Below are 13,805 nucleotides of genomic sequence, written 5' to 3'. Positions count from 1 at the left end.
CTGCGGGGCCGCAACGAGGTTAATCTTCGTCGTCGTAAAGGCCGTCTTTCTTGGCGCGTTTGGCGAATTCGGTATCGTCACCCACCGCCAGGCGCTTGGCCTGTTCGATCCAGCCGTCACGCTCGATGCGGCCTTTGAATTTGAGGCGGCTGTCAACCCAGGCGACCTCTGCCTCAGTCCAGTCCGCGATCTGGTCAAAGTGGAAAAAGCCAAGTGTGTTCAAGGTCTCTTCCAGCTTGGGGCCAACGCCCTTCAGCAGTTTCAGGTCATCAGGCAGACCGCCGCGCGCTTCCTTCAGCGTCTCAGGCTCTGCTTCAGCTGCTTGTTCCTCAACTGCAGGCTTGGCCTCTGCGGTCTTGGCAGGAGCGGCCTTCTTTGCTTCCTCAGCCTGTTTGGCAGCAGGTTTCGGCGCTTCTGGCGCCTTAGGAGGAGCCTCCGCAGCCGCGCGCCCGGCAACCACGCCATCCTTGCCAACCCAAGGGGTCAGAATTGGGACCTCGTCCCCCTGAATACGCTTCACCCCATCGCCGATATCTGATGCCAGCTGGGCAGAGGCGTTATATTGCGTCTTGCCGCTATCGTATTCGGTCAGTGAGGTCAGGCCGGACTTGGGCTCTGCTGCGTAACGACCGTTCTGCGGACCGGGCACAACCTTTTTGCCAGCAGCCAGATCGTCCAACATATGGGCAAAGCCTTCAGCGGTCAGATCCTCATAATAGTCTTTGCCGATCTGCGCCATGGGAGCATTCGTGCAGGCCCCAAGGCACTCCACCTCTTCCCAGGAAAACTTCCCGTCTGCAGACAGGGTATGTGGTTTTTCCGCAATCTTCTCTTTACAGATCGCCACCAGATCCTCGGCGCCGCAGATCATGCAGGAGGTGGTGCCGCAGATCTGCACATGCGCCACGGAGCCAGTCGGCTGCATCTGGAACATGAAATAGAAAGAGGCCACTTCGAGTACGCGAATATAGGCCATACCCAGCATGTCAGCGACATATTCAAGTGCGGGTTTGGAAACCCAGCCCTCTTGCTCTTGGGCGCGCCACAACAGTGGAATCACCGCCGAGGCCTGGCGGCCTTCGGGGTATTTGGTCAGCTGCGCCTCAGCCCATTTCTGGTTGTCGGCGGTGAAAGCAAAGCTTTCGGGTTGTTCGGAATGAAGGCGACGAAGCATTAGCGGTCAATCTCTCCAAATACGACGTCCATGGTGCCGATGATGGCGGCGACGTCGGCCAGCTGGTGGCCTTTTGCAACGTGGTCCATAGCCTGCAGGTGCAGATAGCCCGGCGCGCGGATCTTGCTGCGGTAGGGTTTGTTTGACCCGTCCGCCACCAGATAGACGCCGAATTCACCCTTCGGCGCTTCAACGGCGGCATAGACCTCACCGGCGGGCACGTGGAAGCCTTCTGTATAGAGCTTGAAGTGGTGGATCAGGCTCTCCATCGAGGTTTTCATCTCGCCGCGCTTTGGCGGGGTCAGCTTGCCGCGGGCCAGCACGTCGCCGGTGGCTTCGCGCAGTTTGGCAATTGCTTGGCGGATGATCGAAGTCGACTGCCGCATCTCTTCCATGCGGCAAAGGTAGCGGTCATAACAGTCGCCGTTCTTGCCAACGGGGACCTGGAAGTCGAATTCGTCATAGCATTCATAGGGCTGCGCGCGGCGCAGGTCCCATGCGAGGCCGGAACCACGGACCATGACACCAGAAAAGCCATATTCCAGGATCTCTTCTTCCGTCACCACGCCGATGTCGCAGTTACGCTGCTTGAAGATGCGGTTTTCGGTCAGGAGACCGTCGATGTCATCCAGCACCTTGGGGAATTCAAGCGCCCAGAGGTCGATATCATCCAACAGATCATCAGGCAGATCCTGATGCACACCACCGGGGCGGAAATAGTTGGAGTGCAGACGGGCACCGCAGGCGCGCTCATAAAAGATCATGAGCTTTTCGCGTTCCTCAAAGCCCCAGAGCGGCGGCGTCAGCGCACCTACGTCCATGGCCTGTGTGGTCACGTTCAACAGATGATTGAGCACCCGGCCAATCTCTGAATAGAGAACTCGGATCAGCTGGCCACGGCGAGGCACTTCCACGCCAGTCAGTTTTTCGATGGCCAGACACCAGGCATGTTCCTGGTTCATCGGTGCCACGTAGTCGAGGCGGTCAAAGTATGGCAGGTTTTGCAGGTAGGTGCGGCTTTCCATCAGCTTTTCGGTGCCGCGATGCAAAAGACCGATGTGGGGGTCGCACCGCTCTACGATTTCACCATCCAGTTCAAGAACCAGACGCAACACCCCATGCGCCGCAGGGTGCTGCGGGCCAAAGTTGATGTTGAAATTGCGGATCTTCTGTTCGCCGGTTTGGGCGTCGTCGAATTTGGAGCCGTCCATCATTTACTCCCCCCACCGCGCTTTCGAAACATTCGAACAACTAAGTACACAATGCCCAACAAAACAGCCACTTGAAGCAAAGCGGCTAGCCCTGCCCCCACGTACTGCCCAGTCTGCGCCCAGCTCTCGGAATTTTCCATTTTGAGGCATCCTTATTCGCCTTTCTCATCACCCGGCAGGATGTATTCGGCACCCTCCCAGGGAGACATAAAGTCAAACTGACGGTATTCCTGCACCAGGTTCACCGGCTCATAGACGACGCGCTTTTCGGCCTCGTCATAGCGCACCTCGGTGTAACCAGTGGTCGGGAAATCCTTGCGCAGCGGGTAGCCGCGGAAGCCATAGTCGGTCAGGATGCGGCGCAAATCCGGGTGGCCAGAGAACAGGATACCGAACATATCAAAGACTTCGCGCTCAAACCAATTGGCCGAGGGATGTACATCAACGATCGAGGGCACCATGTCGTCTTCACGGATGGAGACCCGCAGACGAATACGCTGGTTTCGATACATGGACAGGAAGTGATAGACCACATCAAAACGCTTGGCGCGTTCGGGGTAATCAACCGCAGTCACATCTACCAGGCTAGAGAACTTGCAGCTGCTATCGGTCTTCAGGAATTCTACGAATTCCGCGATGTTGGCCGGGGCGACATCGACATTCAACTCGCCAAAAGAAACATCCCAGGACAAAACGCAATCCGGGCGCTTGGCTTCGATCTGGGCCCCAAGTTCGCGCAGGGGTTCTTGCAGTGATTCAGTCATTTTTTCCTCCCGCAAGACGCTTAGCGAACCAGAGTGCCGGTACGGCGGATCTTACGCTGTAGCTGCATCAGCCCGTAGAGCAGGGCCTCTGCTGTCGGTGGGCAACCTGGGACATAGACATCCACCGGAACAACCCGGTCGCAGCCACGCACCACGGAGTAACTATAGTGATAATAACCACCGCCATTTGCGCAGGACCCCATGGAAATCACATAGCGCGGCTCTGGCATCTGGTCGTAGACTTTACGCAGAGCGGGCGCCATTTTGTTGGTCAGGGTTCCGGCCACGATCATCACATCTGACTGGCGTGGAGAGGCGCGTGGTGCAATGCCAAAACGCTCGGCATCGTAGCGCGGCATCGAAGTATGCATCATCTCCACCGCACAACAGGCCAGACCAAAAGTCATCCAGTGCAGCGAACCCGTGCGCGCCCAGTTGATGATATCTTCAGCAGAGGTGAGCAGAAACCCTTTGTCCTGCAGCTCGGCATTGATGGCCTGGGTGACAACTTCCTTGTCCACACCAGCGGTGTTTGCTCCGGTCATCACTCCCATTCCAGAGCTCCCTTTTTCCACTCATAAGCAAAGCCGATTGTCAGCACGGCCAGGAAGACCATCATCGACCAGAATCCTGTGTCGCTCATGTCCTGAAAACCGACGGCCCAGGGAAAGAGGAAAGCAATTTCAAGGTCAAAGATGATAAAAAGAATCGAGACCAGGTAAAAACGGACATCGAACTTCATGCGGGCATCGTCAAATGCGTTGAACCCGCATTCATAGGCGCTGACTTTTTCTGGGTCTGGATTGCGAACGGCAAGGACAACAGCCGCTAAAATAAGGACAATTCCCAAACCAGCGGCGACTGCCAGAAACACGAGGATCGGGAGGTATTCCCGCAACATCTCTTCCACGAGTGGCTCCTTTCCGAGCGCGCAGATTCTCGCGCGCCGTCAATTGGCGTGTTGACTTGGCCCTGTGTCTACTCTTGCGCCCTCTCAGCGTCAACCAAGCCATTACTCAAGAATGTGGCTTTCTGCAAAAGGCGCGACCAAGCGGCATCACTTCGCGGCATTTGCGCAGTGCAGGATTAATTTCCTATTATTTTCATAAAGAAAGGCACCGCATTTTTTCTGCGGCGCCTCACTAAAGATACAAGTAAAATCTTGGTTAATTCAGCCCTGCCAGGCTGGTTTGCGTTTGGCAAAGAAGGCTTCGATTCCTTCGCGGGCCTCCTCCCCTTCCCAACGGTCAACCAGGGCCTGGATCGTCATATCGATTACCGCATCATCCAGCCTGGGCCCAAGGTCCCGGGTCAGTTTCTTCGCAGCCGCGACAGCGCCCGGCGCGCATGACAGGTAAGGAGCAACCTCAGCCTCAACCGCAGCGGCCAGATCCTCTGCTGGAACCGCTTTGGTCAAGAGCCCCAGCTCCACCGCCTCCGCTGCTCCAAACAATCGCGCGGACATAAAGACACGGCGCGCCTTTGCCTCCCCCATGCGGGCCAACACATAGGGGCCAATTGTGGCCGGTATCAAACCCAGCTTGGTTTCAGTCAGCCCCATCTTCAAATGATCAGCCCCGATTGCCACGTCACAGACCGAGGCCATCCCTACGCCACCTCCAAAGGCATTCCCCTGCAGCGCCCCGACAAGGGGCTTCGGCAGAGTATTGAGTAGCATCAAAGCCTCCGCCAGCACCCGGGCCTCGCGCCCACGGGTTTCCGCGTCCGCCGCCATCTGCTGCTGCATCCAGCCCAGATCGCCGCCAGCGCAGAAACTCTTGCCCGCGCCAGTCAGCACCACCACGCGGATGCCATCATCCGCCGCCAGCTGCTCCGCTGCCTGTTTCAGCTCCAAGAGCATGGCGCCGGACATGGCATTGTGCTTCTCCGGCCGGTTCAGCATCAACGTCGCGATCCCGCGCTCATCTGTGGTTACTTCAATCGTTTCAAACACTCTCAGCCTCCCGAGATTTCTCTTCCTGCACCCGAGCGAGTTCCGAAACGGATCTCCGGACGCTCCATTTTGCCGTGTCTATTTCCAAATCGGCAACCACGAAGGGTTCAAATTCCCGCGACTGCACGTCTTGCCAACCAGGTCCGCTCCAGCCTTCCAGATCCACCCGCCGGCCTTCCAACCGCTGGCGGTGAAGCTCCTTGTCCGAACAGAAGACTTCCACATCCAGATGAGCCGCCCCGGCCTCGTGCGAAACCCTCCGCCAGCTCCGCCGGGTCAGCGCTATGGGATTGACGCAATCAGCGATGACATCATAGCCCTGCCGCAAAGCACCCCCAGCCACGGCCTGTGCCGCCGCATAACCGCCATCAGCCAGATCCTCTGTCTGCATATGCGATTGCCGCATCCTGGCCTCGATCTCATCCAGCCAAAGCCATAGCGCGCCGGTTTCTTCCGCGAGCTTCCGGGCGATCGTGGTCTTCCCTGCGCCCGGGAGACCAGACAGGCAAAGTAAAACCGGCAATCAGCCCTCCCGCATAGCCCGCGCCATGGCCGCTGCTTTGGACAGAACGTCGGTGTCCAACCCAGTTTCATAACCAAGCTCTGTCAAACGAACATGCACTGCTTCGGTCGCAACATTGCCAGCTGCACCCGGCGCATAGGGGCAGCCCCCCAGTCCTCCAACCGCCGCATCAAAAACCCGGAGCCCCATGTCCAGCGATGCCTCGATATTCGCCAAAGCCCGGCCAGCCGTATCGTGATAGTGTCCCGCAAGCCTCTCTGTCGGCACCCGTTCCGTTACGGCAGCAAGCATTTTGGTGATGCTCTCTGGTGTCCCCTGCCCGATAGTGTCGCCCAGCGAGATCTCATAACAGCCCAGCTGGTACAGAGTTTCAGCAACCCGGGCCACCTGTCCGGGATCTGTTGCCCCGTCAAAGGGACAGTCCGTCACGCAAGAAACATAGCCCCGTACCGGCAGGTTGATAACCTTGGCTGCTTCCAGAATTGGTTTGAAACGCTCGATACTCTCGGCAACTGTGGCGTTGATATTGGCCTTGGAAAACCCCTCAGAAGCTGATGCAAAGACCGCAATCTCATCAGCCCTTGCCGCAACCGCATCCTCATAGCCTCGCATATTTGGGGTCAGAGCCGCATAGGACACACCGGGCGCTCGGGTAATTCCGGCCAGTACCTCAGCGCTGCCCGCCATCTGCGGCACCCATTTGGGTGAAACAAAACTCGCGACCTCGATGCGGCGGAACCCGGCGCCAGACAGGCAGTCGACCAGGGCAATCTTCTCTTTGACGGGAATTGCGCGCTTCTCATTCTGAAGCCCGTCACGCGGCCCCATCTCAAAGATCTCAACCCTCTGCGTCATGGCGACTGCCCTCTGTTTCATTTTGCCAGAAATACCCAATTTCTAAACGGCGCCCCAAAAGGGCACCGCCTAGGTGGAGCGCTTCAGTCCTCTTCCAGACGCACTAGAGCCGCGCCTGCTTCGACCTGATCACCATCGACCGCCAAGACCTCAGCCACCACACCATCGCGCGCTGCAAGCAGCGAGTGTTCCATCTTCATGGCTTCCAGAATGGCCAGCCGATCGCCCTCTTTCACAGCCAGCCCTGCCTCGGCAAAGACCGCCTTCACCAGCCCAGGCATCGGTGCCTCAATCAGGTTCTTGTCCCCACCGGCAGTCGCGTCACGGTCCAGCGGATCAACCACCTCGAACTGCAATCCATAGCCGTCATAAACCGTGATGACATTATCTGCCTGAGACATCGGCGGCAAAGACAGGCCGTTGAGCACCCAGGCGCCAGCAATCCTGTTGGCGCAGACCTGCTCCTCAGGGGATGCAGGAAACTCCCAGATCTGACGGTCTGCACCATCCACCTCGACTGTGGCCTCGAAAACTTCGCCCTGATAGCTGAGATGCACCGAACGGCGCAGATCGGACCAGAGCGTGAAGCCCGCATGCCAATCCAGATCAACTAGACCCAACGCCTGCATTCCGGCGGCGGCCCTATGCTCGAAACTGACCTCTGGCGCCTGCGTCAGCCGGTCCAGATCCCGTGCGATAAGCCCCGTGTCCACATCGCCCGCAGCAAAGCCGTCATGTGCAGCCAAAGCGCCCAAGAAGGCCAGGTTGGTAACAGTCCCGCCCACCTCGGTCGCCGCCAAAGCCTGCGAGAGGCGGGACAGCGCGACCTCTCGAGTGGGGCCATGGACAATAACCTTGGAGATCATCGGATCATACCAGGGGCTGATGGTATCGCCCGCGCGAACGCCGCTATCAGCGCGGCAGTTGGGCGGAAACTCCAGATGGGTCAGCGTGCCAGTTGCTGGCAGAAACCCCTTTGGCACGTCTTCCGCATAAAGACGCGCTTCAAAAGCATGGCCGCTGATGGACAGCTCTCCCTGCTGCGCCGGCAGGGTCTCACCCGAAGCCACGCGGAGCTGCCATTCCACCAAATCAATGCCAGTGATGGCTTCGGTGACCGGGTGCTCCACCTGAAGGCGGGTGTTCATTTCCATGAACCAGAACCCGTCGGGGCGCAGACCCTCTGATCCATCGACGATAAACTCAACCGTCCCTGCGCCCTTGTAGCCAATGGCCTCAGCCGCACGCACGCCCGCATGGCCCATGGCTTCGCGCATCTCTGCAGTCATGCCCGGCGCGGGCGCTTCTTCGATCACTTTCTGATGGCGGCGCTGCAACGAACAGTCGCGCTCGAACAGATGCACCGTATGGGTGCCGTCACCAAAGACCTGCACTTCGATGTGGCGTGGCTGTTGAATGTATTTCTCGATCAGCACATCCGGGTTGCCAAAGGCCGTGGTCGCTTCCCCTTGCGCACTTCGCAGCGCATCTTCGAACTCCGCTGACTTTTCGACCAGTCGCATCCCCTTGCCGCCGCCGCCGGCAACTGCCTTGATCAGCACCGGGTAGCCGATTTTTCCGGCTTCCTCCGCCAGAAAACCTGCATCCTGGTTGGCGCCGTGATAGCCCGGCACCACCGGCACCCCGGCCTCCTCCATCAGCGCCTTGGCCGCATCTTTCAGGCCCATTTTGCGGATCGCATCCGCCGAAGGTCCAATAAAGGTAAGGCCCGCCGCCTCTACCGCGTCCACAAATTCAGGGTTTTCCGAAAGAAAGCCATAGCCTGGGTGGATGGCCTGTGCACCGGTCGCCTTGGCCATGGCAATGATCTCGTCTCTCAGCAGATAGCTGTCGGCAGGAGCCGGGCCATGCCCAATGTGGCAAGCTTCATCCGCCATGGCGACGTGTTTTGCCTCGCGGTCCGCATCAGAATAGACCGCAACGGTTTTCACACCCATTGTGCGGGCAGTTTCCATCACACGGCAAGCGATCTCGCCCCGGTTGGCTATCAGGATTTTATCGAACATTTTGGAGAGCCTCCACAAACGTCAAGCCGCTGGGTGCAGCGGTTTCAAGTGACCAGGAAGAGGCCGTGCACTCAAAGGCCTCATCCCTGAAATAAAACAGGAAATTTCGAGCAGGGGTCGCTTCAGCTTGAACCATGGTCCAAGCCGATTGATCTTCAAGTTCTAAAATGTCGCCTGCAACTTCGTACAACTCGCCCCAAACCGGGGCCAATTTGCTGAAACGGCATTGACCCAGGTACCAGCCATGATCGTTTACGGCCGTAAAGCGATACCGCTGACAATCCCCGAAGCAGAGATACAAGTATCCGGAAGCCAATCGGGATGGGTTGGAGAAGGAATTGGGATGAAACCGCAGCCAAAGGCTCCTCCCCTGAACTGTCGCAGCGGGCATCGGTGCATTGGGGTCAGCGTTCCAGCCCGTACTAAGTATTTCAAACGAAGTTGACATTTCGCCCTCACATCCGGAACACGCCAAAGCGTGTGTCTTCGATTGGAGCATTCAGGGCAGCACTGAGCGAGAGCGCCAGAACATCGCGGCTCTTGCGCGGGTCGATGATGCCGTCGTCCCACAGGCGCGCGGATGCATAGAGCGGGTGGCTCTGCTCTTCGAACATATCGATGGTTGGCTGCTTGAAGTCCGTCTCTTCCTCGGCACTCCAGCTGCCGCCCTGACGTTCGATGGCATCCCGTTTCACCGTCGCTAGCACACCTGCCGCCTGCTCTCCGCCCATCACCGAGATGCGCGAGTTCGGCCAGGTCCACAAGAAACGTGGAGAATAGGCCCGGCCCGACATTCCGTAGTTGCCCGCCCCGAAGGAACCGCCAACCAACATGGTTACCTTTGGCACATTGGTGGTGGCCACCGCCGTCACCATCTTGGCGCCGTGGCGGGCAATGCCTTCGTTTTCGTATTTCCGCCCCACCATAAAACCGGTGATATTCTGTAAGAACACCAGCGGAATCTTGCGCTGGCTACACAGTTCCACGAAATGCGCGCCTTTCTGGGCCGCTTCCGAAAACAGTACGCCATTGTTGGCGATGATCCCCACCGGACAGCCTTTCACATGGGCAAAGCCGGTAACCAGCGTCTCGCCAAAGCGTGGCTTGAACTCGTCAAAACGCGAGCCATCTACCAGCCGCGCGATCACTTCGCGGATGTCATAGGGCGTGCGCAGGTCGCCGGGCACCACGCCCAGGATTTCTTCCGGATCATAGGCCGGTTCCTCAGGGCTGGCCCAATTCACCGTCAGCGGCTTGGTGATATTCAGCGACTGCACCGCGCACCGCGCCAGCGCCAGGGCATGGGTGTCATCCTCGGCCAGATAATCCGCCACGCCCGACAGACGGGTATGCACATCGCCCCCGCCCAGATCCTCGGCGCTCACAACCTCGCCCGTGGCGGCCTTGACCAGCGGCGGGCCAGCCAGGAAGATCGTGCCCTGTTCCTTCACGATGATTGTGACATCGGACATCGCGGGCACATAAGCGCCGCCCGCGGTACAGGACCCCATGACAACGGCGATTTGCGCGATCCCCTTAGCCGACATCCGCGCCTGATTGTAGAAGATGCGGCCAAAGTGATCACGGTCAGGGAAGACCTCATCTTGGTTCGGCAAGTTGGCACCGCCGGAGTCGACCAGGTAGATGCATGGGAGGCGGTTTTCCTCAGCAATCTCCTGTGCGCGCAGATGTTTCTTGACCGTCATCGGATAGTAGGTGCCGCCCTTCACGGTGGCGTCGTTGCAGACCACCATGACCTCTTGCCCGTGCACCCGGCCAATGCCCGCAATCACGCCTGCCGAGGGTGCTGCACCCTCATACATCGCATGGGCCGCAGTCGCTCCGATCTCCAGGAACGGAGATCCCGGATCCAAGAGGTTCGCCACCCGCCGACGCGGCAGCATCTTGCCCCGACTCTCGTGACGGGCCCGCGACTTCTCGCCGCCGCCCAAGCGCGCAGCCTCCGCCGCTGCACTGATCTGCGCCAGCGCTTCAATGTGCGCCTCGCGGTTCTGCTTGAAGCCCTCGGAGGAAGGCATTGCCTTAGATTGAAGTTTCATCTGTACGTCCTTCTCACCTGGTGTGGTTTGATTGATTGAGTTCAACCACGCGGAGCTTGAACCATGTCGAAAGCGCCGTTTGATAGCCGCAGATTTCTTTGGGGGTCAGGCCAATATCCTGTGAAGAAGTTTGCGTATCTGAGCAATCTGTCTGCATTGCAGCCCTTGGCAGAAGGTCAGATGCAGCAGAGGAAGCCTTAACCGTGTCGAGAGCCCCAGGATATGCCTGTTCAATGCGCAGGCTGTCTTGTTCCAACCAGACTGTAACATCAGTCAAACAGCCTCCCAGGCCCTGCTCCCCAAGGCTCAAATTGCACAGCTTTGTCGCGGTCGAGACACACAGCTGAAGCATAGGGACTTGCATGGCCACATCAGGAATACGGGTGCTACAGGCCTCCAGGTAACCATGAATATCAAATGCTGGAGATTGGGAAACTTCCGCTGAACCCGAAGTCGGCGCCATGGCGAGCAACAGGACAGAAATCTTAAAACCGTTGGCACTCACGTCTCTCCCTCCTTCGCTGCCCGCGCCTTCAGCCCCTTGCGGATCACCTTTCCGGTCACCGTCATCGGCAGTTCCTTCAAGAACTCCACCTCACGCGGATAGGAGTAATGCGCCAGGCGCTCTTTGACATAGTCCTGCAATTCCCGCTCAGAAGCCTCTACCTCCGGCTTCAACACCACATAGGCCTTGACGATCTCTGTCCGTAAGGCATCCGGCTTCCCAACTACGCCCACAGTCGCCACCGCTGGATGGGTCATCAGACAATCTTCGATTTCCGCCGGTCCGATGCGATAGCCTCCGGAGGTGATCACATCATCCTCGCGGCCCACAAATCGCAGATAGTCACCCTCCCAGATGCCACGATCGCCTGTCACCAGCCAGTTGCCGCGGAACTTGGCTGCCGTCTCTTCCGGCCGGTTCCAATACTCGATCAGCATAGAGGCCGAGCCACGGCGCAGAGCAACATCGCCCTCTTCAGCTGTGGGGTTGCCCGTCGCATCGATCACCGCCAATTCATGCCCCGGCACCGCTTTACCGATGCAGCCTGGACGCGGGTCAAAATCAGCCCCGCAAGAAGAGGCCACCATATTACATTCGGTTTGGCCATAGAACTCGTTGATTGTAACGCCCAGCTCGCGCCGGCCCCAAGCGAGCATCTCTGCGCCCAGGGGCTCTCCGCCAGAGGCAACCGAACGCAAACCCTCGAGCCCCTGCCCCGCTGCCTTCAGCATCCTGAGCGCGGTTGGCGGGAAGAAGACATTACGTACCCCTGCCGCCTTGATCAGATCAGCGCAAGCTTCAGGCGTGAATTTGTCCAGCCTTGCGGCCACGACCGGCACGCCCAGCGCGAGGCCCGGCATGAGCACGTCGAACAGCCCACCGATCCAGGCCCAATCGGCTGGCGTCCAAAGGCAGTCACCCTCCTGCCCCAAGTGGTCATGGCTGATCGCAACGCCCGGCAGATGGCCGGTCAGCACACGATGCGCATGCAGCGCGCCCTTGGGGCTGCCGGTAGTGCCGGAGGTGTAAATCAGCACCGCAGGTGTTTCCGGCGTGGTTTCCGCAAAGGGCACCGCAGCGCCATCACGGCCCGCGGTCTCAACCATCACAGCCTCAGCCAGGTCCCCCAGCAGCTCCGCCCCCTCGGTATCGGTAAAGACAAAGCGCACTTCGGCATCACCCGCGCGGGCGGCCAGAGCGTCGCGCTTGAACAGTTTGAACAGCGGCACCGAAATGCCGCCCGCCTTCCAGACCGCCAGATGTGCTGCCGCGCACCAGGGCGACTGGCTAAGCAGCACTCCCACCCGGTCGCCCGGTGCGATACGGCTGAGAAGATAGCGCGCAAGGCGATCCACCATATCTGCAAGGCCACCAAAGGTGAGGTCTTGGCGCGCAGGGCCGGTCATGTCGATCAGCGCCAGCTTGTCAGCCGGATGAGACAGGCATTGCTCGGCCATGTTCAGCCGCTCTGGCAGGTCCCAAGCGCCATCAGCCCTGAGACCCGGGAGTGTCAGACCATCTGCCATTTTCCTAAGACCTCCTGCTGTGGAAACGCGCCGGATAATGGATCACATCGTGCCCATCAGCTCGCGGCCGATCAGCATCCGCCGGATCTCGCTGGTGCCGGCACCAATCTCCATCAGCTTGGCATCGCGGAATATCCGCCCAACCGGATTGTCAGACAGGTAGCCCGCGCCGCCAAAGGCCTGGACCGCCTGATGCGCCTGGGTCATCGCCACCTCCGAAGCATAGAGACAGCAAGCCGCAGCATCCTGACGCGTGACCGTGCCTTTGTCGCAGGCCTTGGCCACCTCATAGACATAGGCACGCGCGGAGTTCATCGCCGTGTACATATCTGCGATCTTGGCCTGCATCAGCTGGAAGTTCCCGATCGGCTGACCGAACTGCTTGCGCTCTTTCAAATAGGGCATCATTTCGTCCATACAGGCCGCCATAATGCCAGTTCCGATGCCCGCCAGCACCACGCGCTCGTAGTCCAGACCCGACATCAGGACACGCACGCCTCTGCCCTCTTCGCCCAGCACGTTTTCAAAGGGCACTTCGCAGTCTTCAAAGATCAGCTCTGCCGTATTGGAGCCGCGCATGCCCAGCTTATCGAAGTGGGGCGAGGTCGAAAAACCTTTGAAGTCTTTTTCCACGATAAAGGCTGTGATCCCCTTGGAACCCGCCTCCGGGTCGGTCTTTGCATAGACCACCAGGGTATCTGCATCCGGGCCATTGGTGATCCAGTACTTATTGCCATTGAGACGATAGTGATCGTTGCGCTTTTCTGCCCGCAATGACATCGAGACCACATCGGAACCGGCGCCCGCTTCGGACATCGCCAGGGCGCCGACATGTTCGCCGGAAATGAGGCCTGGCAGGAATTTCCTCTTCTGCTCTTCACTGGCGTTAAGCTTGATTTGGTTCACGCAAAGGTTTGAATGCGCGCCATATGACAATGAGACCGAGGCGCTGGCGCGGGCGATTTCCTCAACCGCCACCGTATGCGCCAAATAGGACATTCCTGCCCCGCCGAACTCTTCCGGCACGGTAATGCCCAACAGGCCCAGCTCACCCATTTCCCGCCAGAGATCCGCAGGAAATTCATTTGTCTGGTCGACCTCCTGCGCCAGCGGCTTAACCCGATCCTGGGCCCAGCGGTGGATCATGTCACGCAGGGCATTCACATCTTCGCCGAGATCAAAAGTCATGCTGGCGTTAAACATCGG

The 13,805-nt window shown here is 58.9% G+C and carries 13 protein-coding genes; all 13 read right to left on the bottom strand.

Annotation, left to right across the window (positions count from 1 at the left end; translation table 11 throughout):
• Positions 1-19: 19 nt before the first annotated feature.
• The 13 genes from RSK20926_RS17005 to RSK20926_RS16940 all read right to left on the bottom strand — a co-directional run bounded on the left by RSK20926_RS17005 (position 20) and on the right by RSK20926_RS16940 (position 13,802).
• Complete coding sequence (locus tag RSK20926_RS17005) at positions 20-1,174, bottom strand: NADH-quinone oxidoreductase subunit E (RefSeq protein WP_008208616.1); 1,155 nt, start codon at positions 1,172-1,174, stop codon at positions 20-22.
• A complete protein-coding gene (locus tag RSK20926_RS17000) occupies positions 1,174-2,385 on the bottom strand; it encodes an NADH-quinone oxidoreductase subunit D (protein WP_198136594.1) in 1,212 nt (403 codons plus the stop codon). The genes RSK20926_RS17005 and RSK20926_RS17000 overlap by 1 nt, the downstream gene beginning before the upstream one ends.
• A 152-nt stretch (positions 2,386-2,537) precedes the next feature.
• On the bottom strand, positions 2,538-3,137 hold the full coding sequence (locus tag RSK20926_RS16995; RefSeq protein WP_037255593.1) for an NADH-quinone oxidoreductase subunit C: 600 nt from the start codon (positions 3,135-3,137) through the stop codon (positions 2,538-2,540).
• A 32-nt stretch (positions 3,138-3,169) separates the two neighbouring features.
• The gene (locus tag RSK20926_RS16990) at positions 3,170-3,703 is read right to left on the bottom strand and encodes a NuoB/complex I 20 kDa subunit family protein (protein WP_037255550.1); all 534 of its coding nucleotides are present in this window, start codon (positions 3,701-3,703) and stop codon (positions 3,170-3,172) included.
• Positions 3,694-4,059: an NADH-quinone oxidoreductase subunit A gene (locus tag RSK20926_RS16985; RefSeq protein WP_037255548.1), complete on the bottom strand. Its 366-nt coding sequence runs from the start codon at positions 4,057-4,059 to the stop codon at positions 3,694-3,696. The genes RSK20926_RS16990 and RSK20926_RS16985 overlap by 10 nt, the downstream gene beginning before the upstream one ends.
• 261 nt (positions 4,060-4,320) lie before the next feature.
• Positions 4,321-5,103: a crotonase/enoyl-CoA hydratase family protein gene (locus RSK20926_RS16980; protein WP_008208609.1), complete on the bottom strand. Its 783-nt coding sequence runs from the start codon at positions 5,101-5,103 to the stop codon at positions 4,321-4,323.
• A complete protein-coding gene (locus tag RSK20926_RS16975; protein ID WP_008208608.1) occupies positions 5,096-5,626 on the bottom strand; it encodes an AAA family ATPase in 531 nt (176 codons plus the stop codon). Before RSK20926_RS16975 ends, RSK20926_RS16980 begins: the two co-directional genes overlap by 8 nt.
• Positions 5,627-6,481 (bottom strand): hydroxymethylglutaryl-CoA lyase, encoded by an 855-nt coding sequence (locus RSK20926_RS16970; RefSeq protein ID WP_037255544.1) that lies wholly within the window; start codon positions 6,479-6,481, stop codon positions 5,627-5,629.
• An 83-nt stretch (positions 6,482-6,564) separates the two neighbouring features.
• Positions 6,565-8,508, bottom strand: coding sequence for an acetyl/propionyl/methylcrotonyl-CoA carboxylase subunit alpha (locus tag RSK20926_RS16965; protein WP_008208606.1), 1,944 nt, complete (start codon positions 8,506-8,508; stop codon positions 6,565-6,567).
• Positions 8,509-8,963: 455 nt separating this feature from the next.
• Positions 8,964-10,568, bottom strand: coding sequence for a carboxyl transferase domain-containing protein (locus RSK20926_RS16955; protein ID WP_037255540.1), 1,605 nt, complete (start codon positions 10,566-10,568; stop codon positions 8,964-8,966).
• A gap of 13 nt (positions 10,569-10,581) precedes the next feature.
• Complete coding sequence (locus RSK20926_RS16950; protein ID WP_037255537.1) at positions 10,582-11,073, bottom strand: hypothetical protein; 492 nt, start codon at positions 11,071-11,073, stop codon at positions 10,582-10,584.
• Positions 11,070-12,599 (bottom strand): AMP-binding protein, encoded by a 1,530-nt coding sequence (locus tag RSK20926_RS16945; protein WP_008208602.1) that lies wholly within the window; start codon positions 12,597-12,599, stop codon positions 11,070-11,072. The genes RSK20926_RS16950 and RSK20926_RS16945 overlap by 4 nt, the downstream gene beginning before the upstream one ends.
• A gap of 42 nt (positions 12,600-12,641) precedes the next feature.
• Complete coding sequence (locus RSK20926_RS16940; RefSeq protein ID WP_008208601.1) at positions 12,642-13,802, bottom strand: isovaleryl-CoA dehydrogenase; 1,161 nt, start codon at positions 13,800-13,802, stop codon at positions 12,642-12,644.
• Positions 13,803-13,805 lie beyond the last annotated feature (3 nt).

The sequence above is a fragment of the Roseobacter sp. SK209-2-6 genome (assembly GCF_000169455.1).
Classification (GTDB): domain Bacteria; phylum Pseudomonadota; class Alphaproteobacteria; order Rhodobacterales; family Rhodobacteraceae; genus Pseudophaeobacter.
This window is presented reverse-complemented; position numbering and strand designations above follow the sequence as displayed.

What these genes read in the sequence shown, in the direction of transcription:
- RSK20926_RS16955 (WP_037255540.1), bottom strand. Translation starts at nt 10,568, where the DNA reads ATGAAACTTCAATCTAAGGCAATGCCTTCCTCCGAGGGCTTCAAGCAG.
- RSK20926_RS16940 (WP_008208601.1), bottom strand. Translation starts at nt 13,802, where the DNA reads ATGTTTAACGCCAGCATGACTTTTGATCTCGGCGAAGATGTGAATGCC.
- RSK20926_RS16945 (WP_008208602.1), bottom strand. Translation starts at nt 12,599, where the DNA reads ATGGCAGATGGTCTGACACTCCCGGGTCTCAGGGCTGATGGCGCTTGG.
- RSK20926_RS16990 (WP_037255550.1), bottom strand. Translation starts at nt 3,703, where the DNA reads ATGGGAGTGATGACCGGAGCAAACACCGCTGGTGTGGACAAGGAAGTT.
- RSK20926_RS16965 (WP_008208606.1), bottom strand. Translation starts at nt 8,508, where the DNA reads ATGTTCGATAAAATCCTGATAGCCAACCGGGGCGAGATCGCTTGCCGT.
- RSK20926_RS17000 (WP_198136594.1), bottom strand. Translation starts at nt 2,385, where the DNA reads ATGGACGGCTCCAAATTCGACGACGCCCAAACCGGCGAACAGAAGATC.
- RSK20926_RS17005 (WP_008208616.1), bottom strand. Translation starts at nt 1,174, where the DNA reads ATGCTTCGTCGCCTTCATTCCGAACAACCCGAAAGCTTTGCTTTCACC.
- RSK20926_RS16970 (WP_037255544.1), bottom strand. Translation starts at nt 6,481, where the DNA reads ATGACGCAGAGGGTTGAGATCTTTGAGATGGGGCCGCGTGACGGGCTT.